This window comes from Streptomyces sp. 147326, from assembly GCF_045000215.1.
GTDB lineage: Bacteria > Actinomycetota > Actinomycetes > Streptomycetales > Streptomycetaceae > Streptomyces.
The window spans coordinates 4,657,010-4,679,413 of the sequence record NZ_CP134201.1 but is presented as its reverse complement, the minus strand read 5'-3'; the positions used below and the strand labels follow the sequence as shown (position 1 = coordinate 4,679,413).

Here is a 22,404-nt window from a genome sequence, read left to right as displayed (position 1 = left end):
CTCTCAGGGGGAATCGTGTCTGCCATAGCCGACCTCACCTTGTACGAGATCCTGGACGAGCGCTTCCGGACCGGCCGCTGCGCCAACGGCGACGCCCGGCTGGAGCGCCTCTACGACGACTGCCGCTGGGCGGAGGGCCCGCTGTACCTTCCTGCCTGGCGGCAGCTGGTGTGGAGCGACATCCCCAACGACCGGATGCTCCGCTGGGACGAGGCGACCGGCGCGGTCTCGGTCTTCCGCTCCCGGGCCGGCCACTCCAACGGCAACACCCTGGACCGGGAAGGCCGCCTGATCACCTGTGAGCAGGGCAACCGGCGCGTCACCCGCACCGAGCCGGACGGCGGCCTCACCGTCATCGCCGACCGCTACGACGGCAAGCGGCTCAACAGCCCGAACGACGCGGTGGTGCGCTCCGACGGCTCCATCTGGTTCTCCGACCCGGACTTCGGCATCACCAGCGACTACGAGGGCCACCGCGCTTCCGGCGAGATCGGCGCCTGCAACCTCTACCGGGCCGACCCCGCGACCGGCGAGGTCCGCATGGCCGCCGACGGCTTCCTCGGCCCCAACGGCCTCGTCTTCTCCCCCGACGAGAGCGAGCTGTACGCCGCGGACACCCGCGCGGGCCACATCCGCGCCTTCAAGGTCACCGACGACGGCACCCTCACCGACGACCGGGTCTTCACCGCCTGCCCCGGAGTCGACAACATCCGCTTCGACGACGAGGGCCGGCTGTGGGCGGCCGCGATGGAGAACGGCGTCCACTGCTACGCCCCGGACGGCACCCTGATCGGCCGCGTCCGCGTCCCCGAGCCGGTCTCGAACATCACCTTCGGCGGCGCCAAGAACAACCGCCTCTTCATCACCGCCACCACTTCCCTCTACTCCCTGGTGATGTCGGTGACCGGCCTGCCCCGCGTCCTCTGAGGGCTACCGGGCGACGAACTGCGTCAGGATCGCCTGCACCTCGTAGATGTCGACACCCTTGGTGAAGGTCTTCTCGATCGGCGCCGGGCTCCCGGATATCCAGATCTTGAGCTCGGCGTCGAGATCGAAGTGGCCGGCGGTCTCCACCGAGAAGTGCGTGATGCTCCGGTACGGGACGGAGTGGTACTCCACCTTCTTCCCCGTGAGCCCCTGCTTGTCGACGAGCACCAGCCGCCGGTCGGTGAACAGGATCGTGTCCCTGATCAACAGGAAGGCGGCGTGCACCTGCTCCCCCTGCCCCAGCAGCCGCGCGTAGTCCCGCTGCGCCGACACGGGGTCGACGGTGTGCGCATTCCCGAACAGTCCCATGAGTGCCCCCGTTTTCCGGCTTCGGACGATCTTCAAAAACCGTACCGAGGCCGGCGGGTAGTCGGCGTCACCCGCCAGAGCCATCCCACCCCTGACAACCTCCGGGGGACCCCCTCCCCATCAAGGAGGAGACGCCCCCGCGCGGACATGCGACGAAGGCCCCCAGGATTTCTCCTGGGGGCCTTCGTCCTGCTGTGCACTCGGCAGGATTCGAACCTGCAACCTTCTGATCCGTAGGCGCGTGCAACCCGGATGAGCCACCCTCCCGGCCTGGGTGCGCACCCTACGGGACAGGCCGCCAGAGCTAGGACACATCCACGGACGTCGGCTGGTGTACGCCCGCGTTGATGTCACCGACTGATGTCAGGGATGCTCACGTCGTGGGGTTGACCCTCTTGGGGCTTCCCGCTGGCTGCGTAGCCAGGTTGATCGTTCACTTCAGTCGGGATGCGTGCAGCAGGTAACAGGAACAGGCTGGACGTAGAGGACTCAGCCCCGCCTGCTGGCGCCGAAAATCGGGCGTTCGGATAGCAGGCGCAGTGGCTCTTTTCAACTAACCGATCGCACCAGATGGCGCCCTGAAACAGACCAGCCGTTGGCACATATCGGCCGATGCTTTCAACCTCTGCGAATGCAGATATGCGTCGAAGGAGGAAGCCTATGGCGGCGAAGAATTGGTTGACCGGCCTTGCGATCGCAGCGCTGGCGGCGATCATGCCCTCAACTATCGCTTGCGACGATCCGGAGCCGCCCCCCGTACACCTCCAAGAAGCCTGGGGAAATGACGGCTGCTTGTACTTCGCGGCATATAAGAAATGGTGGCCGGAGTCCTTGTGTCGCACATATCCCTTTGAAGGAACCACACAGGTCGTGAACTACCATATCCGCGGATCACCGAATTCCCCGCTCAAGCAATACGACACGCGAACCCCCGGCCAGGTCATAATTTATGACTTCAACAGCAAGCTAAAGACCATGTATTACACCAGCGACCCTGGCCTGCTCTACGTGGAATCCAACGGCCAATGGGTCTCACTGGTCACCTACCTTGCGCAACTCCGGCAAGCGCAATTGGAGGAGCTCCAGAAGCAAACCTATGAGCAGCAGAAGAAACTCCAGCCGGAGAACCCTCCGGCGCCTCCCGGTAGTGTCAGCGGCGCAGAAGCAATGGCCATGCTGGAGGCATCTCAAAACAGAATGACTGAAATAGTGCTGGCCCCACCATGCACTTACAGTCATAACGGCTGCGGCCCCTAATAGCGCTACGTCGAACGCGCGACTTGCAGCCTCTCCGCGCAGGGCTCAAGGGAATTCGAGGTGTGCGGAACTCATATTTCGCCAAGCGGCTGGGCGTCGACCGTGAGAGGAACCGTCAGCGACTGATGTCAGACCGCCTGGATCAATGTCGGCGCGGGAACGCTGTCCGTCAGGCCATGGCCCGTGTCGAGTTGTGCCGGACGCTGTGCGAGCCAGCCCGAGACGCGCGGTCCGCCGTTCACCGCCCCGCCCTCCGTGACAGTACGGACGTGCTCAAACCCGTGGCGCAGGTAGTAGCGCTGTAGCTCCGTGTTGGTCGTCCACGCGTCGAGGCGGAGCCATGAGGCGCCGGAACGGTACGCCCGATCACCAGCCCAATCGAGCAGCCGGCCGCCAAGGTCGAGTCCCGCATGGGTCCTTGCGACTGTCAGCTTGTTCACGAACATGGACGGCTCGGCCAGTTCCTCGCTCGACCACAGACCGTCCTCAGCATCAGGCGTCAGCGTTATCGTCGCGGCAGTGACATCTCCGTCGCGGACCATGAAGACCGTCCCAGCCTCGATGGTGGCCAGGAGCCGGTCCGCCGGGTACGGGCGACGCCACTGGTCGGAGCCGAGCTCACTCAGCCAGGCCGCCGCCTCCTCGCGGAAGGCGAGCAGCTTGACCACGTCTGCAGTCGTCGCGCTTTCGATGATCACTTCGGCTCGCTCCCGGGTCGAGCGGACAGGTCACCGATCTCGTAGTTCATCCGGTTGAGGTCACCCCGGAAGGTGGTGACCGTGCACCGGATGGGCCTCTCGTCCGAGTAGCCCGTGCGGGTCCAGAGCAGCACGGGAATACCGGCTCCTATGTCCAGGAGGCGGGCTTCTTCGGGCGTCGGCATCCGGGTGGCAATCTCGTCGAAGTACCCGATTTGCTCGGTGCCGGCGGCAGCGAGATACCGCGTCGTCCCCTCTGCGATATCGCCCGGCTCGGCGAGCCGCGGGGCCTCCTTGACGAGCCAGTCCGGGTAGTAGGTCGCCTGCGTCGACCACGGCACGTCATCCACGAAGCGATGACAGAACCGGAGAACCGTGGTCGAGCTGGCATCCACGGCCAGTCGCTCGGCGACGTACTGAGTGGCTGGCGCCATCTCCACCCGGAACGTCTGGCTCGGCCGTCGTCCGGCGTTGGTGACGTCCGTGTTGTAGGCATCGCCGTTCTGCTCGAAGGTCAGGTTCTCAAAGCGCGATGCGTTCAACTCGAACACCTCGTGCTTGCGAACCTCGTACCCAAGTCCTTGACTGGACGAGATCAACCCTTCACTGACCAGCTGGTTCAGCCCCGACCGCACGGTGTTCCGCGACGCGTCGAAGCGGACGGAGAGTTCGCTCTCAGACGGCAGGCGAGACCCCGGCGGGTAGACGCCGTTGTCGATCTCCCGACGGAGCGCGTCGGCAACCTGCCGGTACTTCGGCTGCTTGTTCATCTGCCCATCATGACGCACTCGCTCAACTTGTTGGTACATGTGGGGCCCCAATCCCTTGACGACTCACTGTCCGTGGGTGCAACATCACTGCAACAGCTTGTACCAACAAGTTGAGCAAGAGGTGCAGCAGGGTCAAGCATGCCCCTGACCTGGACCGAGTACGCCCGGAGGGCTCCGTGAAACGGGCTTGAAGGAAGCGGCCGTTACTTGAGAACTCAACAGCGTGAGGTAGTCGCCTCCTACTCAAAAGGCGGCCAGCGCGGCCAAGGTCCGCGCGCTCGACCTCCGCAGCGCCTCGTGCTGCGGCCGGTTGCCTCCTCCGCCCGTCCGCCGCTTCGGCGTCGTCTGGGCGGGGTCGAGGGGAGCCGGAGTTCTTCCTGCTTCACCCCCAACGCAGTGCAGCCCCCGGCGCGGGAACGCCGGGGGCTGCTGAGTCCCGTTCCTCTCTCGAAGGAGCAAGACCCATGAAGTCCATCGCTGCACTTCAGAACGTCGTTACCCCGTGGTCCGACGGCCTTGAGCCGACGGACGTGGAGCTGGAAGCGATCGAGATCGAGCTGCCGCTGATCCTGGCGGAACGAGACCTCCTCGACGCGCAGATCATGACGCTGGACCGCACGCCCACCGAGGTGGACGAGCAGCGCCTCAGGCGGGCATGCCGGCAGGTGCTCGCCACCCGGACCGCGCTGGAGAACCGGGCCGCCCACCTCCCGTCCTCCGGTGGCGCGGCATGAACCGCAAGGCGAAGACCGCGCTCGTGCTCGCCCTGGTCGCCGTTGTCGCCATGGCCTTCCGCGTCTCGTGGAACGCGCTGCGGGACGTGGCCAAGGCGATCGGGGCGGACGGGACGGCGGCGACGCTGTACCCGTTCGTGGTCGACGGGCTGATGGCCCTGGCCCTGGTCGCCGCGCTCACGCTGACCGGCGATGCGCGCAGGTTCGCCCTGCGGGTGCTGGCCGCGTACACGCTCGCCTCACTGGTCCTGAACTACGTACACGGACTCGTGCCGGACCTGCACTCGGAGTCGATCGGTTGGAGTCGACTGGCCGATGGCGACTGGACGAACTGGGCGCTCGTGCTGCTGGCGACGTCGCTGCCTGTCGGGTCGATCTACTTTGGCTCCGACCTCGTCGCCAAGGTTCTCCACCACCGGCCGACGATCGAGCCGGACGAGGAGAAATCGGCTCAGATCGATGGAAATCGGTCGATATCTGACCAGGGCGAACCGGCTGCCGAAGAGACGGCCCCGGGGGTGGAGGTGGACTCTTCCCCAGTCCCCGTGGTCGAACCGATCGAAGCCCGGCCACAGCTCGCGGTGGCGGCCGAGTCGACGCGCCCCCGTCGGGCGACTGGTCGGGTCCCGCAGGCAGCTCGATCGAGTCGACCGACTCGCACGGAAGTCGAGTTGCTGGCGGAGGCGCGGAGCCTGACGGAGTCGTGGCCGATCGAGAAGCTGACCGGTGAGGGCATCCGTAAGGCCCTGCGCACGTCTCCAGCGAAGGCCCGGGTCGTCCGTGAGGCGTTGAAGGCGGAGCGCGAGCGGGACACGACCGCCGTGGTGGTGGCCGGATGAGGCTGAGGTTCGCCGAGTGCTTCGACCCGGCCGGAAGAGTCCACGGCCTGCCCACCTTTCCGTGGCGCCTCGCCCCGGATGGCCTCGCCACTCGCCGGCAGTTACGGGCCCTGGGGTTGCGCCCTGGTGGGCAGGCCATCGCCGGGCAGGTGCTCCGCCCGCGCCGTCGGCGGGACCCGTTGACCGCCTACCTCTACCGCGTGGACCGCGCCAAGCCGGTCCGGCCGATGACCCCGGCCAAGACCGCCGCGCTCGCCAAGGCCAACACGGCCCGCCGTACCTGCCCCGAATGCCGCCGCGACGCCGGATACGTCATCCCGGCCTCGCTCGGTATGTGCGTCCCCTGCGCCCACCCCGAAGCCTCCTGACGGGAGATGACCGTGAACCACCTGCCCGAACCCGCCCGACCGTCCGGCGTCGTGCAACTCCCGGACGGTACCCACGTCTACGCCGAGAACCTGCCCGCCACCTACACCGGTCCGCAGGTCGTGCACCAGCACATCCACCAGGCTCCCCCGGACAAGACCGTCCAGCGCATCGCGCTCGGCTCCGGGGTCGGCGCCGGCGCGGTCGCCGCCGGCGTGTACTTCGGCCCCCTCCTCGTCGGTGCGCTGACCGCGATCGCCGCGAACATCGCGATGCTCGCTGTCCTCGCCCTGGTCCTCGGCTGGTGTGTCCACACGGTCGTGAAGTCCGTCGGCAGCCCCGATGCCGCATCAGCCGTGAAGAACGTGCGCAAAGCCCGCCGCCGGCGTGGCTGACGGCTGCCCGATCCACCCGCCCCATGCGGGTGGTGAGGGGAGCCGGACAGACCGGCCCCGGAGGGAGCGTCATGGCGAACGACCCGAAGTTCACCGCCAAGGAAACCGCTCAGATCGGCTGGTACATGGCCCGGATGGCCAAGCGCGGCATCGCCGGAGAGACCGTCCACCTGGGCGACCTGGAGCGCAAGGTCGAGCGAATCATCGACGGCGCCCGCGAACGCGAAGAGCGCCAGGCCGCCGAGGACCGCAAGAACCGTAAGTAGCTGTGCCCCGGGGCGGCCGTCCCGGCCAAGGAATCAGGCCGCCCCGGGCCCTACCCACCCGCTTGTCAGCGAGAGCAGGAGTTCTCAGCATGACCGACAACGTCGTCCCCCTGTTCAAAGACCCCCTGAACAGCACCGACACGATCCCCGCGGCTGCCCCCGCACCGACCGCACACGACGCTGTGCGCCCGGTGCGGGTGTGGCGCCGGACCGGGCGGGGCCTGCGTGCGGCCGTCACCAGCGAGCAGTCCCGTGCGGCGGCGCGGCTGGTGGCCCGGCACGGCATGTACGTCATCGGCGGGACCCGGATCACGGCCAAGCGGACGTGGGACGGCCGGACCGCTTCCCGGTACGAGCGGATGATCCGCGCCGCCGAGGCGGGCGGGAACTTCGAGGAAGCCAAGCAGTGGGAAGACCGGCTGCAGCGCTTCCGCGCCGGCCGACACCACCGGCGTATGGACCTGCTCCGCTCCGCCCCCGACCTCGCCAAGAGCGCCTCTACGGGACCGGCCTCACGGTCGGTGGGCTGCTCCTGCTCGGGATCGTGCTGGCCATAGCCAACAAGGACATCACCTGGGTCGTCGGCCCGATCGGCGCGGTGATCGAGGCGATCCGCTGGGCCGTCATGGTGGCCACCGTGGTGTGGGGGCCCGCGCTCACGGTCGGGCCGTGGCTGGCCTTACTGGCCCTGTGGGGAGTCGGCCGCCGCCAGCAGACCGCACCCCAGTGGACACTGCCCGCGCAGCAGCGCGACAGCGTGGGAGCGCCGATCACGCCGTCCATCGTGGTCACCGCGCTGCGGGACCTGGGTATTGCACCGCTCCGGGGCGCCATCAAGGAGATGGGCGACGCCGGCGCCGCGATGCTCAGCCCGATCCGGATCGCCGGATGCGGCGTGGAAGTCGACGTCACGCTCCCCTCCGGCGTCTCGACGGAGGAGGTACAGAAGCGGCGCCGCAAGCTCGCCGAGAACCTCGCCCGCCACGAACACGAAGTCTTCATCACCATCCCGACCGCCGCCCGCACGGTCCGGCTGTGGATCGCCGACTCCGGCGCCCTGGACGAGCCGATCGGCCCGTCCCCGCTGGTCACCGACGAGACCGCGACCGCGAACTACAAGACCGGCAAGGCCCCGTGGGGCCAGGACCTGCGCGGCGACGCGGCGACGCTGAGCCTGTATCAGCGCATGGTCCTGATCACTGGTCTCTCCAACCAGGGCAAGACCGCTGCCCTGCGCGCGCTGGCCCTGTGGCTGGCCCTGGACAAGACGGTGGAGTTCCGGATCGCCGACCTCAAGGGCGTGGGCGACTGGGGCATGTTCGACGGCCTCGCTACCACCCTGATCCAGGGCCCGACGGACGAGCACGTGATCGAGGCGACCGAGATGGTCGAAGGGCTGGTGGCGGAGATGGAACGCCGGATCCAGGCGCCGCCCGGCACCGTGTTCCCGCCGCTGGTTGGGATCGTGGATGAGGCGCAGGTCGCGTTCATGTGCCCGGCCGTCGGCGACGACAAGCGGCCCTATGGCGGCTCGAAGGCCACCTCCCGGTACTTCATGGCCGTCCGCAAGATTCACAACCAGGGCCGGGCCGTGGACGTCGTCCTGTGGGAGGGCACGCAGGACCCCACCGACCAGAACCTGCCCAAGCTCGTCCGTGAAGGCGCCCACACCCGCGTCTCCCTCGTCCTCGGCACCGAGTCTCAGGCCCGCATGGCCCTGGGCGACAAGGCCGTCGACGGCGGCGCCGCCCCGCACCTCCTGCGGCAGGGCCTCGACAAGGGAACCGTCGTCGTCGCCTCCGACGGCATCGCCATCCCAGCCGGGCAGGCATCCATCACGGTGCGCACGCACTACATCGACACCGAGCAGGCCACCGAGGTCGCCGAGCGGGCGAAGGCCCTGCGCGACGGAGTCATCACCGCGCACGCCATCGACCACGCCCCGGCCGCCGACCCGCTCGCGGACATCCTGTCGGTGCTGGGCGACGCGCCGCGCGTGCTCACCCAGGACGTCCTCAAGCGGCTCGCCGTCCTGAACGAGAAGGCCTACGGCGGCTGGTCGTTCATCGACCTCAAGCGCGTCCTCGACGGCACCGGCGCCGAGCCGTACAAGTCCGACGGCCGCATGGTCATCGGCCGCGACCGCATCGCCCGCGTCCTCGCCAACCGGCCGGACGAAGGTTCCGCTTCCGCCGCCGAGTAGAGGGAGCCGCACCGGATCAGGTCAGGGAGGCAGGGAGAACTCCCTGCCCACCTCCCTGACCCACCTCCCTGGGCTTGACCTGCGGAAATGATCTGCCAGGGAGGCAGGGAGGCGCCGCAGGTCAGACCCCTGAAGCCCCCTCCACACCCACCCCGACAGGGGGTGCCCCGGCCTCCCTGTCTACCGAAAGGAGGGGATTCCGCTTCACCTGCCCGGACATGCCAAGAGCGGCCCTACATCCGCCAAGACCAGGGCCGCTCTCGTCCAGAACGCCAAGAACTGGAGAGACCAGCATGACCCACACGACCGACTTCCCGCGAGACCCCAGCCGGACTGCCTTACCCGCCCAGCTCCGCACCGCGCTCTGGCTCGCCGAACTGGGCCTGCCTGTGCTGCCGCTGCGGGAGGGCAAGCTTCCCGTCGGGAACTGCCCCGCCTGCGCCAGCAGCAAGGGCGCCGGGCCCTGCCGGTGCGGTGACCGCCCGAATATGAAGTTCGCCGGGCCCTGCCAGTGCCCGGCCCCCTGCCACGCCTGGGCCGCCGCCACAACCGACCCCGCTGTCCTCACCTCACCGGCATGGGTTCGGGCCTGGCAGCAGGCCGGAGCAGTCGCCTACCACCCCGGCGGAGGCGGGTTCACGGTCGTCGACCTCGACAACGCCGACGCCGTCACGTGGGCCCGCCAGACGCTCCCCGCGACCAAGATCGTGCCGACGACGCGCGGGGAGCACTGGGTCTACCGGGGTGCCATGCAGTCTGCCAACCACGTTCGGCCCGGCGTCGACATCAAGTCCCTGATGGCCTACGCCGTATGGCGAGGCCCGGGTGCCAGCCCCATCACCGTTCTGCCAGACGTTGTCCGTGCGCTGGTCGTGAAGAAAGAGACCACCCGGCCCCTTCGCGGGGAGGTGGACTCTTCGTCTCCGGCCCGCGCCCGGTGGGACCGATCGGTTGCCACCGGCTGCCGCCACACCGACACCTTCGTCCAGGCCGCCCTGGATCGCGGTCTCACCAAGGTCGCCGCCTGCCTCGACGAGGGCGCCGGCAGCGCCGCCTACGGAGTTGCCCGCTTCCTGGCCAACCAGCACACCGCCTGCCCCGGCCCGTGCGGGCTGGAGATGCTTGGGCGCCAGGTTATCGACGCGGCCGTCGCTGTCGGCGTGCCCGAGGCGTACGCCGAGCGTGCGGTCACGCGCGGCCTTGCCGCTGTGGCGGTGAGGGCATCGTGACCACCGGCCCCCGCCCCGCCGAACCGACCCCCACCCCGGACGGCAGTGGCGCGCCGAAGGTCGTCGCCGAAGGCGTCCCTTCTGCCCTTCGCTCTGACCCTCGCTGGGACGACGGGCGCCGCCCCGTCGCCTGGCTCCACATCACCGCCCCCGGACGCGGCGTGACCCCGTCCGTCCGGTCCTGGTGCGCCTGCGGGCGGAACCTATTCGCCGCCGGACAGCGGCGCGCACTCGCTCTCATCGCCGACCACGCCACCCATCGAGACGCCTGCCCGCACATCACCCCTGCCGAGGAAGGGAGGAAGGTCGCATGAGCCTCACTGAGGAGCTGCCTGCTCCGTCCAACCCGATGGCCGTCGCCCGCCGGATCCTGCCCGGCTGGGAGGACGAGCAGGGCCGTCTGCTGTGCAGGCGGTGGCGGGGATCGTGGATGCACTGGACCGGAACCTGCTGGCGGGAGTGCGAGGACCTGCTGATGCGGAAGCGGCTGTACGAGCAGTTGGAGCACGCCACCTACGTGGCCGGGCTCGACAAGGACGGTCTGCCGGAGATCCGGGACTGGGCGCCGACCCGTACCAAGCTGGGCAACCTCCTGGACGCCCTGTTCGCCGTCACCCTCCTGCCCACAGAGGTGGACGCTCCCTCCTGGATTGACCGGAAGAATGCCGCGGCTGACCGCAGTCCGATCGTCGCGTGCCAGAACGGGCTCCTGCGGATCCGGGACCGGGCGCTACTGCCTCACACCCCGGGGTTCTTCAACATCGTCTCTGTCCCCTTCGAGTACGACAGGCAGGCCGTCGCCCCGAACTGGGACAGCTTCCTGCGCGAGCTGTGGCCCGACGACCCCGCGTCCATCGCGGCCTTGCAGGAGTGGTTCGGCTACGTCCTGTCCGGCAGGACCGACCAGCAGAAGATCCTGCTCCTGAAGGGTCCGACCCGTTCCGGGAAGGGCACCATCGCCCGGGTCATGAAGGAGATGGTCGGCGAGGAGAACATCGCGGGTCCGCCCCTCTCGGCCCTGGGCACGAACTTCGGGCTCGCCTCCCTGATCGGTAAGCCGCTCGCCGTCATCGCCGACGCCCGCCTGTCCGGGAACGACAGCGGTGTGGTGGAACGGCTGCTGACCATCTCCGGTGAAGACACCATCGACATCGACCGCAAGTTCCGCGATATCTGGACCGGCAAGCTCCCCACCCGGCTGATGGTCCTCACCAACGAATTGCCCTCCTTCGGGGACTCCTCCGGTGTCATCGCCCGACGGTTCATCGTGCTGAACCTGACAGAGTGTCCTGGCTCGGCCGCGAGGACACCGGCCTGGACGCCAAGCTCGCCGCCGAGATGCCCGGCATCCTCAACTGGGCCCTCGAAGGACTGGCCCGCCTGGAGCGCACCGGCCGCATCACCCAGCCCGAGTCCTCCCAGGACGCGGTCATGATCATGCAGGACGCCGCTTCACCCACCAGCGCGTTCGTTCGCGAACGCTGCACCACCGGACCGACCTGCGAAGTGCAGGTGGACGCCCTGTGGAACGTCTGGCGCGAGTGGGCCGAGGACAACGGCGTACGCGCCGGCACGAAACAGATCTTCGGCCGCAACCTCCAGTCCGTCGTCCCTCAACTCACCACCACCCGACCCCGCGACGGCGGCATCCGCGTCCGTACCTACACCGGAATCACCCTGCGCCCCTCCCCGGAGTAGTGCTCGGCCTACATTCCGCCGGGTCGCGGACCATTGCGGACCACCCCGTCTGACCTGCACATTCATCAACCTGCGAAACGCGCCCATCGCGGACCACACCCTTCACAGGCGGTCCGCGATGGTCCGCACACAACTCCCCGGAAAACCGCAGGTCAAACAGGGTGGTCCGCAATGGTCCGCGACCCGCGACATTGCGCCGCCAACTTTCCCCAGGGGTCGGACGCCCCGCCTCACACCCCATGGAGCCCGTTTTGAGCTTCACGCTGCCTGCGACCCATGAGGCCATCACCGTGCCCGAGGCCATGCAGGCCCTTCGACTCAGCCGCAGCAAGCTCTACGACCTGCTGCGCTCCGGCGCCTTGCCCAGCTACACCGAGGGCCGCGCACGGCGCATCCCTCTCGTCTCGCTCCAGACCTACATCCACAACAAGCTTGAGGAGGCTGCCTGATGGCCAAACGGCGCGCCAACGGGGAAGGCACCATCACGAAGCGCAAGGACGGCCGCTACCAGGCAGCCGCCTACGTCTACCGGCCGGACGGCACTCGGGTCCGGAAGTTCGTCTACGGCAAGACTCGCGAGGAGGTGAGCGACAAGCTCATCGAGCTGCAAGACAAGACGCGCCAGGGCATCCCGGCCGCCACGTCGTCGATGGCCTTCGGGGAGTACCTGACGTACTGGCTCGCGGCCATCGCTCCCAACCGGCTCAAGCCCGCGACGCTCAGCAGCTACGAGGGGCTGTCTCGCCTCTACATCCGTCCCGCGCTCGGCACGAAGCGGCTCAACCGGCTGTCGCCCACCGACGTCCGCAGGTTCCTCGCCGACTTCAAGGCGGGGTGTCTCTGCTGCATGCGTGGGGCCGATGCCGCGCGCGCCAAGGAGGAGCGAACCTGCTGCGCGGTGGGTCGATGCTGTGCACGCCGGCCGTCGGCTCGCACCGTCCAGTACGTACACGCCGTGCTCCGCTCGGCGCTCCAGCAGGCAGTCCGTGAAGAACTCGTGGCGCGCAACGTCGCCCGGATCGTGGAGACACCCACCGTGAAGCGCGAAGAAGTGCACCCCCTGGACGCGGCAGAAGTGCGGATGCTCCTGAAGACCGCCCGGCCTCACCGCCTGTACGCGCTGTGGCTCCTGCTGATTTCGACAGGGCTCCGGCGCGGAGAAGTCCTGGGACTCACCTGGTCGGACGTCGACCTGGTGGGCGGACAGCTCAGGGTCCGGCGCAACCTCCAGCGAATCCGGCGAGAGCTGATCTTCGGCACTCCGAAGACTGCGCGCTCCATCCGTACCGTGTCCCTCCCCAAGCGGTGCGTGGACGCGCTGCGCGCCCACCAGGAGCAGCAGGAGACGGCCCGGAAGGTGGCTGGCGAGAAGTGGCAGCCGCTCGCCCACCAGCCGAGCGGGCTGATCTTCACGACGGCGACAGGCCGCGCCACCGATCCGCGCAGCCTAAACCGAATGCTCACGATCTTGTGCGGCAACGCCAAGGTCCGCCGGGTCCGCGTGCACGACCTGCGCCACACCTGCGCCTCACTGCTGCTCGCACAGGGTGTGGACGCTCGCACGATCATGGAGACGCTCGGGCACAGCACGATCACCATGACCCTGGACACCTACGCGCACGTCATGCAGACGACGCTGCGGGCTGCCGCTGACCGGATGGATGACGCGCTCGGCATTGACGAATCCGGTGAAGAGGATGGCGACGCTCGGGAGGAGTCACCGGCTGCCTGATCGGTCTGGCTTCACACGTTGATGTCACCCGCTGATGTCAGAAGCCCCCTGGACAATCTCCAGGGGGCTTCTGATCAGCGTGCACTCGGCAGGATTCGAACCTGCAACCTTCTGATCCGTAGTCAGATGCTCTATCCGTTAAGCTACGAGTGCTTGGGCTTCCCGGGGTTTTGCGCCCCGTTGGCCTTGCGAGAACAACAATACATGGACCTCGCCGGGACGCGAAATCCATTACCCAAACCCTTACTGACCTGCGAAAACACCCCGGACGAAGATCGTCCGGATGGGTTCGCACAGAGGTCGGAGCGGACCGGATTGCCCCGGAAAACATCGAAGCCCCGGTCCGTCAGGACCGGGGCTTCGATGAGGTGCGGAGGCGGAGGGATTTGAACCCTCGATGGGGGGTAAGCCCCAAACCGCATTAGCAGTGCGGCGCCATAGACCGGACTAGGCGACGCCTCCAGCACACCCCCGCGTAGGAGGGTGCGTGCAGATGATGACACAGGCGCAGGGCCCCTCACCAATCCGCTCCCACGGTACTAGGAGGGACGGGCGGAGGGCAAAGCCTTAAAGCAGCCGCAGCACGCAACGTCGGCGGGTCCCCGTCGTTGGTCAGGCGTACGACGTACGGACGACCTGGAGTGCCCCATGCTGCGTCTCGCCGCCTTCGCCGTCACCTCCGCCCTGGCCGCCGCTGCCGCCGGGCCCCTCCCCCCGCTGCCCGCGCCCCTGAGCGGGCTGCTGGCGCCGCCCGACCGCCTCACCATCGCCATGGCCGACACCGGGAACCGCCAGTTGGACCGGGAGTACCGGCTCGAATGCGACCCCGTCGGCGGCGACCACCCCCAGGCCGCGGGCGCCTGCGCCCGGCTGGACCGGCTCGCCAAAGAGGGCAAGGACCCCTTCGCTCCCGTCTCCAAGCGGCAGATCTGCACCATGCAGCACGGCGGCCCCGCGACCGCCCGGATCACCGGAACCTGGAACGGCCACAAGGTGGACGCCACGTTTCGACGGACGAACGGATGTGAAATCAGCCGCTGGGACGAGTTGGAACCTCTGCTTCCGAGTGGGCGTTCCTGACCTGGGAGGATGCGCGGGATGGGCGGTATCCACCACACTTCGGCCACCCCGCCGCGGGGCTGTGGCCTTAGACTCCTCCCGTGACTTGCCGGTAGTTGTGGTCAGGGAGGAAGCTCGTCGTGAGCAGCAGGCCATCCCGAGGCGCTGCTCGCCTCGCAGCAATACTCGACGCTCTTCCGGACGCGCTGTTGCTCGTCAACGCCAACGGCACGGTCGTCAACGCCAATTCGATCGCCCTCGAGGTCATGGAGAGCCCCGGCACGGGGCTCGTCGGCCGCGGCGTGCTCGACCTCCTGCCCGAGTTCGATTCCAAACTGATCCCCGGCTCCATGCGCCGGCCCGGTGAGGACGACGGCGGCCGCACCAAGCCGAAGCGGATGATCGCGCGCCGCACCGACGGCTCCGAGTTCCCCGTCGAGATCACCAGCGCCCATCTCGACGGCCGCGACGCCTACCGCGAGCCGCAACCCTCGTACACCGGTGACGAGCTGCTCATGCTGGTGGTCCGGGACCTCTCGCAGACCGTGGACACCGAGGCCGAGCTGGCCCGCTCCCAGCGGCAGACCGAGATGATCCTGCGCGCCGCCGCCGAGGGCGTCGTGGGCACCGACACCGACGGACGGGTGGTGCTGGTCAATCCGGCCGCCGCCCAGATCCTCGGCTACCGCGCCACCGACCTCGGCAACCGCGAACTGCACGGCCTGGTCCAGCACTCCCGCGCCGACGGCTCGCCGTTCCCCTTCGAGGAGTCCCCGCTCGCCGACACCCTGCGCAGCGGACGCAAGCACCGCGTACGCAGCCAGGTGCTGTGGAACAAGGCCGGACAGCCCGTCGCCGTCGACCTGACGACCTCGCCCGTACGGGACGGGGAGCAGCTCGTCGGCGCCGTCATGACCTTCACCGACCGGCGGCCCTACGACGCCCTGGCCGCGCGGCACGCGCAGCTGCTGGCCGTCCTCGGCGACTCGCTGCGCGGACCGCTGGACGAGCTGCGCGGTGAGCTCGCGACCCTGGCCGCCGACGACGCCGGACAGCTGTGGCCCGAGGCCAACCAGCTGCTGCACCACCTGGCCGCCGGGTACTCGCGGATGACCACGCTGGTGGACAACGTGCTCGGCTTCCAGCGCCTGGACTCCGGCAGCGACCGGCTCGCGAAGAAGAAGGTCCTGATCAACACCGTCGTCTCGGCGGGCGTCGACGGCGCGGTGGAGCTGATCGGTCCGGGCCGCGCGCAGTTCGCCGTCCACGCGCCGACGATCGAGGCCGAGGTGGACGCGGCCCGGATCGCGACCGCGCTCGCCCACCTCGTCGCGGACGTCGCCGGGGTGGACGCCACCGGCAAGACCGCCCAGGGCAGCGGGTACGGCGACTCGACGATCGTGGTGGCGGCCGCCCAGCGCGGTGATGTCGTACGGATCGAGGTACGTGGTCCCTACGAGGGCGGGAACCCGGTCCACGAGCCGATCGTGCGGGGGATCGTGGCCGCGCACGGAGGTGTGCTGCAGACGGTCGAGGTTCCGGGCGCGCCGGGTGGGGCGTACGTGCTGGAGCTCCCGCTCGGCGCGGGCGCCGGGACGGTCACCCTGCCGGAGCCGGCGGAGGAGCCCCCGGCCGGTCCGACCACGGACGGCGCCGGGACAGTCGGCGGCGCCGCCGGCAAGGTCTCCGGCGGCCGGCGGGGCCGGCGCGGAGTGGACGCCTTCCTTGACGACGAGGCCACGGGTCCGGCCGCCGCGCCGGCCGGCCAGGGCGGGGGCGCGCTGGCGCTGCCGTCCGGACGGCGGCGGGCGGGAGAGGCAGGCGTTCCCGACGCGGGCCCGGAGCTCGCCCAGTCCCCGGTGAACCCGGCCGGACTCGGTACCGGGCGCAGGCGCGGCCGGGCCGGTGACGGCAGCGGCGAGGCCGACGGCGCCGGTGGCCCGGGCGGCATCGGCGGCCCGGGCGGTCCCGAAGGCCCCGGCGGTCCGGGTGGCCAGGGCGGACCCGGACGGCCCGTGCCCCCGCAGGGCACCGCCATGCCCGCGCTCCCGCCCGTGCCCGCGGTGCCCCCGGTTCCACTGACCGAGCATCCCGCCGGGCGACGGCGCGCGCTGGGTCCGGCCGGTCCGGCGCAGCCCGGCGGCCCGGTTCCGGCGACCGGGCTCGGGCCGACGCCCGCTCCCGCCCGGCCCATCGCTCCAGAGGGCGGCTTCGCACTGCCCGCCGGGCCGACCCCGGCTCCCTCCGCTCCGCAGGCCCCCGCGATGGCCGGCCCGGCCTCCGCTCCCGCCGAAGGGGACGCCGACGCCCCCGCCGGGCGGCGCGGGCGCCGGGTGCTGGGCGCTCCCGCCGCCGAGCCCGAAGTTCCCGCCGCACAGCCCGCCGAGCCCGCCGAGAATCCGACCGGGCGGCGCCGGGCGCTTCCCGGCACCCCGGCCTGGCCGGTGCCGGCGGCCCGTACCGCTTCCGAGGACGACGAGGCCCCCGGCCCGGCCGCCGTGCCCGGAGCCCGCCGGCCGCAGGACACCCCGGCGGAGGCTCAGGCCGCGCAGCCGATCAGCGTGCGCGCCCTCGGCACCCTCGGCCAGGGCATCTCGGTGGACCCGTCCGCTACCGGCGCCGCCTCCGGATCCGGCCGCCGTCGCCGGCTCGCCGAGCCCGCCGCGCAGGGACGGGCCTTCGCCATAGGGGCCCCCGAGGCTGGCTCCGACGAGGGCCCCGAGCCGCTCGACGGCCCGGGCGGCGCCGTCGAGGTGGTCAACCGGCCCGTGCCCCGGCCCGTGGACGATGAGCTTCCGCCGGAGCCCCTGGACAACCCGCGCCGGCTCCTGGTGTGGCCCGCGCCCGATGTGCAGACGCAGCAGGCCCTCAGCGACCGCGGCTACCGCCCGGTGATCGTGCACTCCCGCGAGGAGGTGGACGCACAGATCGCCGCGTTCCCCGCCGCGCTGTTCGTCGACCCGCTGACCGGGCCGATCACCCGGACCGCCCTGCAGTCGCTGCGCCAGGCCGCGGTGGCCGCCGAGGTGCCCGTACTGGTCACGGCCGGGCTGGGGCAGGCCACGCGCGAAGCGGCGTACGGCGCCGATCCGGCCGTCCTGCTCAAGGCGCTGGCGCCCCGCGACAGCGAACAGCACCCCTCCCGGGTCCTGCTGATCGAGGAGCACGACGAGATCGCGACCGCGCTGACCGCAGCCCTGGAACGGCGCGGCCTGCAGGTCGCCCGGGCGGGCGCCGACACCGACGCCGTGGAGCTGGCGACGCGGATGCGCCCCAACCTGGTGGTGATGGACCTGATGCAGGTACGCCGCCGCCGGGCGGGGATCGTGGACTGGCTGCGTGCCAACGGGCAGCTGAACCGCACCCCGCTGGTCGTCTACACGACGACGGGCATCGACCCGGCGGACCTGCCGCGGCTGGCGTCCGGCGAGAGCGTGCTCTTCCTCGCCGAGCGGGCCACCACGGCGGACGTACAGGGCCGCATCGTGGACCTGCTGGCCAAGATCGGCACCAACTAGTAATCCTGGCCCGATGGCCATCACCAACACGACCGAGCACACCGTCCCCGCCGACAACGGGGAGGTGAACCTGCTCATCGCGCGCCAGGTGGACGCGGGGCACGAGGAGACCTTCGAGGCCTGGGCCCACGGGATCCTGGAGACGGCGGCCGGTTTCCCGGACCACCTCGGGTACGGGCTCTTCCGCCCGGCGACGGAGGGCGGGCCGTGGTTCCTGGTCCACCGGTTCCGCAACCAGGCGGCGTTCCAGCGCTGGCAGGACTCCCCGGAGCGGGCCCAGTGGTTCTCCAACTGCCTCGGCCACCACCACACGGAGATAGCCCGCCGGGAACTGCACGGCATGGAGACCTGGTTCGCCAAGCCGGGCACGACCCGGCCCGCGCCGCCGCGGTGGAAGATGGCGATCAGCTCGGGGCTGGCCATCTTCCCGATCTCGCTCGTCGGCAACGCGGTGCTCGGGCCGTACCTGGTGGATCTGCACTTCGTGCTGCGGACGGCCGCCTTCGCCGTCGTCTTCAGCACCCTGATGACCTACGTGGCCATGCCCGCCGTCAGCAAGCTGCTGCGGCCGTGGCTCACCCGGGGATAGCCCCCGTCATCACGTCAGTCGAGCTTGGTGACGTCCAGCGCGCCTTCCGCGTACCGCTGGCGGATCACCTTCTTGTCGAACTTGCCGACACTGGTCTTCGGCACGGCGTCGATGACCGTCCAGCGCTCCGGCAGCTGCCACTTGGCGATGGACTGCGCGAGGAACTCCCGCAGTCCCGTGTAGTTCACGGTCGCGCCCTCCCTGAGGACGACGGTGGCCAGCGGACGCTCGCCCCACTTCTCGTCCGGGACGGCGACCACGGCGGCCTCGGCGACCTCGGGGTGCGCCATCAGCGCGTTCTCCAGCTCCACGCTGGAGATCCACTCACCGCCGGACTTGATGACGTCCTTGGCGCGGTCGGTGAGGGTGAGGAAGCCGTCGGGGCTTATGACGCCGACGTCCCCGGTCTTGAGCCAGCCGTCGGCGCTGAACTTGTCCTCGGGCCGGAAGGGTTCGCCGGACGCGCCGCCGTAGTAGGAGCTCGCGATCCAGTTGCCGCGCACCTCCAGCTCGCCCGCCGACTCGCCGTCCCAGGGCAGGAACTCGCCGCCGCCGGGGCCGACCAGCCGGGCCTCGACGCCCGCGGGGAAGCGGCCCTGGGTGATCCGGTAGGGCCACTCCTCCTCGGCGGTCAGTCCGGCCGGCGGGTGGGCCATCGTGCCCAGCGGGGAGGTCTCGGTCATGCCCCAGGCGTGGCAGAGGCGGACGCCGAGCTTGTCGTAGGCCTCCATCAGGGAGGGCGGACAGGCCGAGCCGCCGATGGTGACGTTCTTCATCGAGGTCAGGTCGCGCGGGTTGGCGGTGACCTCGGCCAGCAGACCCTGCCAGATGGTGGGGACGGCCGCGGCGTGCGTGGGCTTCTCCCGCTCGATCATCTCGGCGAGGGGGGCGGGCTGCAGGAACCGGTCCGGCATCAGCATGTTGACGCCGGTCATGAAGGTGGCGTGCGGCAGCCCCCACGCGTTCACGTGGAACTGCGGGACCACGACGAGGGTGGTGTCCCGGCCGGTCAGCCCCATCGACTCGGTCATGTTGACCTGCATGGAGTGCAGGTAGATCGAACGGTGGGAGAAGACGACGCCCTTGGGGTCCCCGGTGGTGCCGGAGGTGTAGCACATCGCGGCGGCCTGGCGCTCGTCCAGCTCGGGCCAGTCGTAGCTGTCGGGGCGGCCTTCCAGGAGCTCCTCGTACTCGTGCACGCGGACGTTCAGGCCGTCGAGCGCCGAGCGGTCGCCGATGCCGGAGACGACCACGTGCTCGATGGTCGGCAGGTGCGGCAGCAGGGGCGCGAGCAGCGGCAGCAGGGTGCCGTTGACCAGCACGACCCGGTCGGCGGCGTGGTTGACGATGAAGACCAGCTGCTCGGGAGGGAGCCGCAGGTTGAGCGTGTGCAGGACCGCGCCCATGGAAGGGATCGCGAAGTACGCCTCGACGTGCTCGGCGTTGTTCCACATCAGTGTTGCCAAAACACTTCCGGGCTCGACGCCCAGTTCATCGCGTAGGGCGTTCGCCAGACGTGCAGCGCGGTCGCCGATCTCGGCGAAGGTCCGGCGGTGGGGCTCTGCCTCACCGGTCCACGTCGTCACGGTCGACTTGCCGTGGACTCTCCGGCCATGCTCCAGAATCCGGCTGATGGTGAGCGGTACCTCTTGCATGGTGCTGAGCACGGGCGTCCTCCCGGTGGGCGCTGTCGCTCCGTCGCGACGGTGGGAAGATTCTGCGCACGTACCATGCGGTATGTCACTACCTCTCGGTAGCGGACTTACCGTCGGCCCAGGGGTCCGGCTCCCATATCGGGTGGACCTCGACCCTGTGGTTTTCGACCCCCGGCCCGAGCCGTGTCAGAGCGACTCGGCGTATGAGCTTCCGCAGGATCATGTTGCGTTCCCGGACGCTGAGGCTCTCCCACTCCTCGACGGTGCTGTCGATGAGCGGTTTGAACTCGGCTCGGTCCGGGAGGGGTTCTGTCTCCTCCGGAATGCTGTCGAGTTGCTGCTGTGCTTCGGCGCGCTTCCGGCGGATGACGTCGGCGGCCTCGTCATATTCTCCGGGGCCGAAGTCCTCGGGGTTGGCCGCGTGCTCTGCCCGCAGTCTCGCGAGGGCCTGGCGCTGCTTCTCGACCTCGGCCTGTGCCTTCGCGCGCGCCGTGGTTCGCTTCGCGGCTTCCTCGCTCGCGTCTCGCGCTGCGGTCGAGGTGTGGGACTGCGGGGCGGCGTCTATGCCTCCGGCGGCCTTATCCCGTAGCCACTTCCTGACCTCCTCCTCTACGTAGGTCCGCTCGACCAGTACGCCGTCGCAGGCGAGGGGGCCGGCCTTGGCCCGCTTGCTGCACCGCATGGCGAAACCGGGGACGTTGGCCCCGTTGCGGCGGCCCGTGTTCATGCTGGTGCCGCCCCTGCACCCGGAGCACTTGGGCAGGCTGGTCAGCTCGTAGATGCCTACGCGGGCGCGCGGCGCGGTGGCCGCTACCTCCTTTCGTCGTTGCCGGTATGCCTCCCAGAGGTCGAACTCGATCAGCTCCTCTTGGGCGCCCTGGATGAAGATGTGGTTTTTGCACGTGCCGTCGGTCTTGCGGCACCGGCACTCGGGGTTGTGGACGGTCAGGAGTCCTGCGGCGAATCCGCTGTCCATGTAGCGGGTGAGGGTTTCTGTGTGCCACAGAGCGCCCTGTGTGGTGCGGTGGCCGTCCGCATTGAGCTGGCCGCACAGCTTCCCGAAACCGAATCCGGCGACGTAGGCGCGGTATAGCTCGGCGACTACCGGCCCGGTGTCCGGGTCCGGGTCGTACCTCTCCTCTTGCAGAGTTCCCGTGGCGGGGTCGAAGCGGCGGTGCCACACGTAGCCGAACCGTCGCCGCCCCTGGGCGGGCAGGCGGAGTTTGTACCGGCGGTGATCGTGGGTCTCGCGCCACTGCTCTCCGGCGCGGTCCGACTCGTAGGCGGAGAATTCGAGGATCATGCCCCGCTGGAACCGGCCGATCGCCGTTGATGCGTCGACGGGTTCGGTCGCGGATTCGAGTTCCCCGCCGGCCTGTTGGAGGCGGGCGAGGTTGATGGCGTTGCCGGTGCGGTCGCGGCCGAAACGGCTGTACCGCCAGACGGCGACGCCCTGGGCCTCCCCGGCCTCGACGCGCTCGATGCACTTCATGATCTTGCGCTTGAAGTGCCGGCCGGAGACGTCTAGGTCTTCAATCCAGCCGATGATGCGTCGGCCGGTGCGCCGAGCCCACTGGGTGATTGCTTCCCTCTGGAGCTCCGGGCTGATCTTCTCCTCTTTCCACGTCGAAACGCGGATGTACGCGAGCCAGGGCTCACCGTCTTCATCGTCGGTGGAGCCTCGGAACGTGGCGGGTATGTGTTGCTGCGTCACGGTGCCTTCCGGTGAGTGGATCCCTTCGCACTCGTCAGCGAGGGGATGGCGGACAGGGTGGCTGTGGCGTCCTGTGCGGTGGCGCCCGAGCCGTGGCTGTCCGGAGGCGGGGTAAGCAGCCCGCGGCCTGCGTGGTTGAGCCCAAGCCAGTACCCCTCTCGGTGCTGCGTGGCGGCGATCCTGTCGGCCTGCTGCCGTGCGCGGACGTTGCGGGTGATGTGCACAAGCGCCAGAACGCCGAAGGCCCCGCGAATCGCCATGCACCTTCGCCCGGCGCGAGGGTCGCTGCGGACTCCCTTAACTACCAGGGCGACACTGCCCAGGAGTGTCGCGCCGGCTGCTGCGGCGGCGAGGTTGTCGCGGGTGATCATCATGGCGGTGATGTG

22 protein-coding genes, 2 tRNA genes and 1 pseudogene are annotated in these 22,404 nt (G+C 69.6%); 17 read left to right on the top strand and 8 right to left on the bottom strand.

Annotated features, from left to right (window positions below):
* Nucleotides 1–15: 15 nt before the first annotated feature.
* Nucleotides 16–927 (top strand): SMP-30/gluconolactonase/LRE family protein, encoded by a 912-nt coding sequence (locus RIU97_RS21320; protein ID WP_404959102.1) that lies wholly within the window; start codon nt 16–18, stop codon nt 925–927.
* A 3-nt stretch (nt 928–930) separates the two neighbouring features.
* Here the strand turns inward: RIU97_RS21320 and RIU97_RS21315 are convergent, their stop codons facing one another.
* Nucleotides 931–1,296, bottom strand: a complete 366-nt coding sequence (locus tag RIU97_RS21315) for a PH domain-containing protein (RefSeq protein ID WP_319723656.1) — start codon at nt 1,294–1,296, stop codon at nt 931–933.
* A gap of 660 nt (nt 1,297–1,956) precedes the next feature.
* Between RIU97_RS21315 and RIU97_RS21310 the strand changes: the two genes are divergently transcribed.
* The gene (locus RIU97_RS21310) at nt 1,957–2,553 is read left to right on the top strand and encodes a hypothetical protein (RefSeq protein WP_404959099.1); all 597 of its coding nucleotides are present in this window, start codon (nt 1,957–1,959) and stop codon (nt 2,551–2,553) included.
* Between the two features lie 128 nt (nt 2,554–2,681).
* Here RIU97_RS21310 and RIU97_RS21305 read toward each other — a convergent pair whose 3' ends face one another.
* Both RIU97_RS21305 and RIU97_RS21300 read right to left on the bottom strand, forming a co-directional pair.
* Nucleotides 2,682–3,251 (bottom strand): GNAT family N-acetyltransferase, encoded by a 570-nt coding sequence (locus RIU97_RS21305; protein WP_404959097.1) that lies wholly within the window; start codon nt 3,249–3,251, stop codon nt 2,682–2,684.
* A complete protein-coding gene (locus tag RIU97_RS21300; protein WP_404959095.1) occupies nt 3,248–4,021 on the bottom strand; it encodes a GntR family transcriptional regulator in 774 nt (257 codons plus the stop codon). Before RIU97_RS21300 ends, RIU97_RS21305 begins: the two co-directional genes overlap by 4 nt.
* A 464-nt stretch (nt 4,022–4,485) precedes the next feature.
* Between RIU97_RS21300 and RIU97_RS21295 the strand changes: the two genes are divergently transcribed.
* The 12 genes and pseudogenes from RIU97_RS21295 (at nt 4,486) to RIU97_RS21240 (ending at nt 13,483) form a co-directional block, all read left to right on the top strand.
* Nucleotides 4,486–4,755: a DUF6284 family protein gene (locus RIU97_RS21295; protein WP_404959093.1), complete on the top strand. Its 270-nt coding sequence runs from the start codon at nt 4,486–4,488 to the stop codon at nt 4,753–4,755.
* Nucleotides 4,752–5,594 carry a DUF2637 domain-containing protein gene (locus RIU97_RS21290; protein WP_404959091.1) on the top strand — a complete coding sequence of 281 codons (843 nt, stop codon included), beginning with the start codon at nt 4,752–4,754 and terminating at the stop codon, nt 5,592–5,594. The genes RIU97_RS21295 and RIU97_RS21290 overlap by 4 nt, the downstream gene beginning before the upstream one ends.
* Nucleotides 5,591–5,962, top strand: coding sequence for an RRQRL motif-containing zinc-binding protein (locus tag RIU97_RS21285; protein WP_404959089.1), 372 nt, complete (start codon nt 5,591–5,593; stop codon nt 5,960–5,962). Before RIU97_RS21290 ends, RIU97_RS21285 begins: the two co-directional genes overlap by 4 nt.
* A gap of 12 nt (nt 5,963–5,974) precedes the next feature.
* A complete protein-coding gene (locus RIU97_RS21280; protein ID WP_404959087.1) occupies nt 5,975–6,355 on the top strand; it encodes a DUF6251 family protein in 381 nt (126 codons plus the stop codon).
* Nucleotides 6,356–6,426: 71 nt separating this feature from the next.
* Nucleotides 6,427–6,621 carry a DUF6257 family protein gene (locus RIU97_RS21275; RefSeq protein ID WP_404959085.1) on the top strand — a complete coding sequence of 65 codons (195 nt, stop codon included), beginning with the start codon at nt 6,427–6,429 and terminating at the stop codon, nt 6,619–6,621.
* Nucleotides 6,622–6,710: 89 nt separating this feature from the next.
* Nucleotides 6,711–8,824: pseudogene (locus tag RIU97_RS21270) on the top strand (FtsK/SpoIIIE domain-containing protein).
* 293 nt (nt 8,825–9,117) lie between these two features.
* Nucleotides 9,118–10,053, top strand: a complete 936-nt coding sequence (locus RIU97_RS21265; protein WP_404959083.1) for a bifunctional DNA primase/polymerase — start codon at nt 9,118–9,120, stop codon at nt 10,051–10,053.
* Nucleotides 10,050–10,367, top strand: a complete 318-nt coding sequence (locus tag RIU97_RS21260) for a hypothetical protein (protein ID WP_404959081.1) — start codon at nt 10,050–10,052, stop codon at nt 10,365–10,367. Before RIU97_RS21265 ends, RIU97_RS21260 begins: the two co-directional genes overlap by 4 nt.
* Nucleotides 10,364–11,488 (top strand): DUF5906 domain-containing protein, encoded by a 1,125-nt coding sequence (locus tag RIU97_RS21255; RefSeq protein ID WP_404959079.1) that lies wholly within the window; start codon nt 10,364–10,366, stop codon nt 11,486–11,488. The genes RIU97_RS21260 and RIU97_RS21255 overlap by 4 nt, the downstream gene beginning before the upstream one ends.
* Complete coding sequence (locus tag RIU97_RS21250; RefSeq protein ID WP_404959077.1) at nt 11,485–11,751, top strand: primase-like DNA-binding domain-containing protein; 267 nt, start codon at nt 11,485–11,487, stop codon at nt 11,749–11,751. Before RIU97_RS21255 ends, RIU97_RS21250 begins: the two co-directional genes overlap by 4 nt.
* 251 nt (nt 11,752–12,002) lie before the next feature.
* Nucleotides 12,003–12,200, top strand: a complete 198-nt coding sequence (locus RIU97_RS21245) for a helix-turn-helix domain-containing protein (protein WP_388835205.1) — start codon at nt 12,003–12,005, stop codon at nt 12,198–12,200.
* Entirely contained in the window at nt 12,200–13,483 is a 1,284-nt protein-coding gene (locus RIU97_RS21240) for a tyrosine-type recombinase/integrase (protein WP_404959075.1), read from the top strand. The genes RIU97_RS21245 and RIU97_RS21240 overlap by 1 nt, the downstream gene beginning before the upstream one ends.
* A gap of 80 nt (nt 13,484–13,563) precedes the next feature.
* Here RIU97_RS21240 and RIU97_RS21235 read toward each other — a convergent pair.
* Together RIU97_RS21235 and RIU97_RS21230 are read right to left on the bottom strand one after the other, a co-directional pair.
* Nucleotides 13,564–13,636 (bottom strand) — tRNA-Arg (locus RIU97_RS21235).
* 218 nt (nt 13,637–13,854) lie between these two features.
* A tRNA-Ser gene (locus RIU97_RS21230) sits at nt 13,855–13,945 on the bottom strand.
* 186 nt (nt 13,946–14,131) lie between these two features.
* Between RIU97_RS21230 and RIU97_RS21225 the strand changes: the two genes are divergently transcribed.
* From RIU97_RS21225 to RIU97_RS21215, 3 genes are all read left to right on the top strand, one after another.
* The gene (locus RIU97_RS21225) at nt 14,132–14,563 is read left to right on the top strand and encodes an SSI family serine proteinase inhibitor (RefSeq protein WP_404959073.1); all 432 of its coding nucleotides are present in this window, start codon (nt 14,132–14,134) and stop codon (nt 14,561–14,563) included.
* A 119-nt stretch (nt 14,564–14,682) separates the two neighbouring features.
* On the top strand, nt 14,683–18,060 hold the full coding sequence (locus RIU97_RS21220) for a PAS domain-containing protein (protein ID WP_404959071.1): 3,378 nt from the start codon (nt 14,683–14,685) through the stop codon (nt 18,058–18,060).
* Nucleotides 18,061–18,073: 13 nt separating this feature from the next.
* A complete protein-coding gene (locus RIU97_RS21215; RefSeq protein WP_404959069.1) occupies nt 18,074–18,649 on the top strand; it encodes an antibiotic biosynthesis monooxygenase in 576 nt (191 codons plus the stop codon).
* Between the two features lie 14 nt (nt 18,650–18,663).
* Here the strand turns inward: RIU97_RS21215 and RIU97_RS21210 are convergent, their stop codons facing one another.
* The 3 genes from RIU97_RS21210 to RIU97_RS21200 all read right to left on the bottom strand — a co-directional run bounded on the left by RIU97_RS21210 (nt 18,664) and on the right by RIU97_RS21200 (nt 22,392).
* Nucleotides 18,664–20,316, bottom strand: a complete 1,653-nt coding sequence (locus RIU97_RS21210) for a long-chain fatty acid--CoA ligase (protein WP_404959068.1) — start codon at nt 20,314–20,316, stop codon at nt 18,664–18,666.
* A gap of 76 nt (nt 20,317–20,392) precedes the next feature.
* Nucleotides 20,393–22,018, bottom strand: a complete 1,626-nt coding sequence (locus tag RIU97_RS21205; RefSeq protein ID WP_404959067.1) for a recombinase family protein — start codon at nt 22,016–22,018, stop codon at nt 20,393–20,395.
* Nucleotides 22,015–22,392, bottom strand: coding sequence for a hypothetical protein (locus RIU97_RS21200; protein WP_404959065.1), 378 nt, complete (start codon nt 22,390–22,392; stop codon nt 22,015–22,017). Before RIU97_RS21200 ends, RIU97_RS21205 begins: the two co-directional genes overlap by 4 nt.
* Nucleotides 22,393–22,404: the final 12 nt, after the last annotated feature.

Excerpts from the sequence above, each read along its gene's own strand:
- RIU97_RS21315 (WP_319723656.1), bottom strand. The coding sequence starts at position 1,296 with ATGGGACTGTTCGGGAATGCGCACACCGTCGACCCCGTGTCGGCGCAG.
- RIU97_RS21310 (WP_404959099.1), top strand. The coding sequence starts at position 1,957 with ATGGCGGCGAAGAATTGGTTGACCGGCCTTGCGATCGCAGCGCTGGCG.
- RIU97_RS21300 (WP_404959095.1), bottom strand. The coding sequence starts at position 4,021 with ATGAACAAGCAGCCGAAGTACCGGCAGGTTGCCGACGCGCTCCGTCGG.
- RIU97_RS21295 (WP_404959093.1), top strand. The coding sequence starts at position 4,486 with ATGAAGTCCATCGCTGCACTTCAGAACGTCGTTACCCCGTGGTCCGAC.
- RIU97_RS21290 (WP_404959091.1), top strand. The coding sequence starts at position 4,752 with ATGAACCGCAAGGCGAAGACCGCGCTCGTGCTCGCCCTGGTCGCCGTT.
- RIU97_RS21285 (WP_404959089.1), top strand. The coding sequence starts at position 5,591 with ATGAGGCTGAGGTTCGCCGAGTGCTTCGACCCGGCCGGAAGAGTCCAC.
- RIU97_RS21275 (WP_404959085.1), top strand. The coding sequence starts at position 6,427 with ATGGCGAACGACCCGAAGTTCACCGCCAAGGAAACCGCTCAGATCGGC.
- RIU97_RS21265 (WP_404959083.1), top strand. The coding sequence starts at position 9,118 with ATGACCCACACGACCGACTTCCCGCGAGACCCCAGCCGGACTGCCTTA.
- RIU97_RS21255 (WP_404959079.1), top strand. The coding sequence starts at position 10,364 with ATGAGCCTCACTGAGGAGCTGCCTGCTCCGTCCAACCCGATGGCCGTC.
- RIU97_RS21250 (WP_404959077.1), top strand. The coding sequence starts at position 11,485 with ATGATCATGCAGGACGCCGCTTCACCCACCAGCGCGTTCGTTCGCGAA.
- RIU97_RS21240 (WP_404959075.1), top strand. The coding sequence starts at position 12,200 with ATGGCCAAACGGCGCGCCAACGGGGAAGGCACCATCACGAAGCGCAAG.
- RIU97_RS21225 (WP_404959073.1), top strand. The coding sequence starts at position 14,132 with ATGCTGCGTCTCGCCGCCTTCGCCGTCACCTCCGCCCTGGCCGCCGCT.
- RIU97_RS21215 (WP_404959069.1), top strand. The coding sequence starts at position 18,074 with ATGGCCATCACCAACACGACCGAGCACACCGTCCCCGCCGACAACGGG.
- RIU97_RS21200 (WP_404959065.1), bottom strand. The coding sequence starts at position 22,392 with ATGATGATCACCCGCGACAACCTCGCCGCCGCAGCAGCCGGCGCGACA.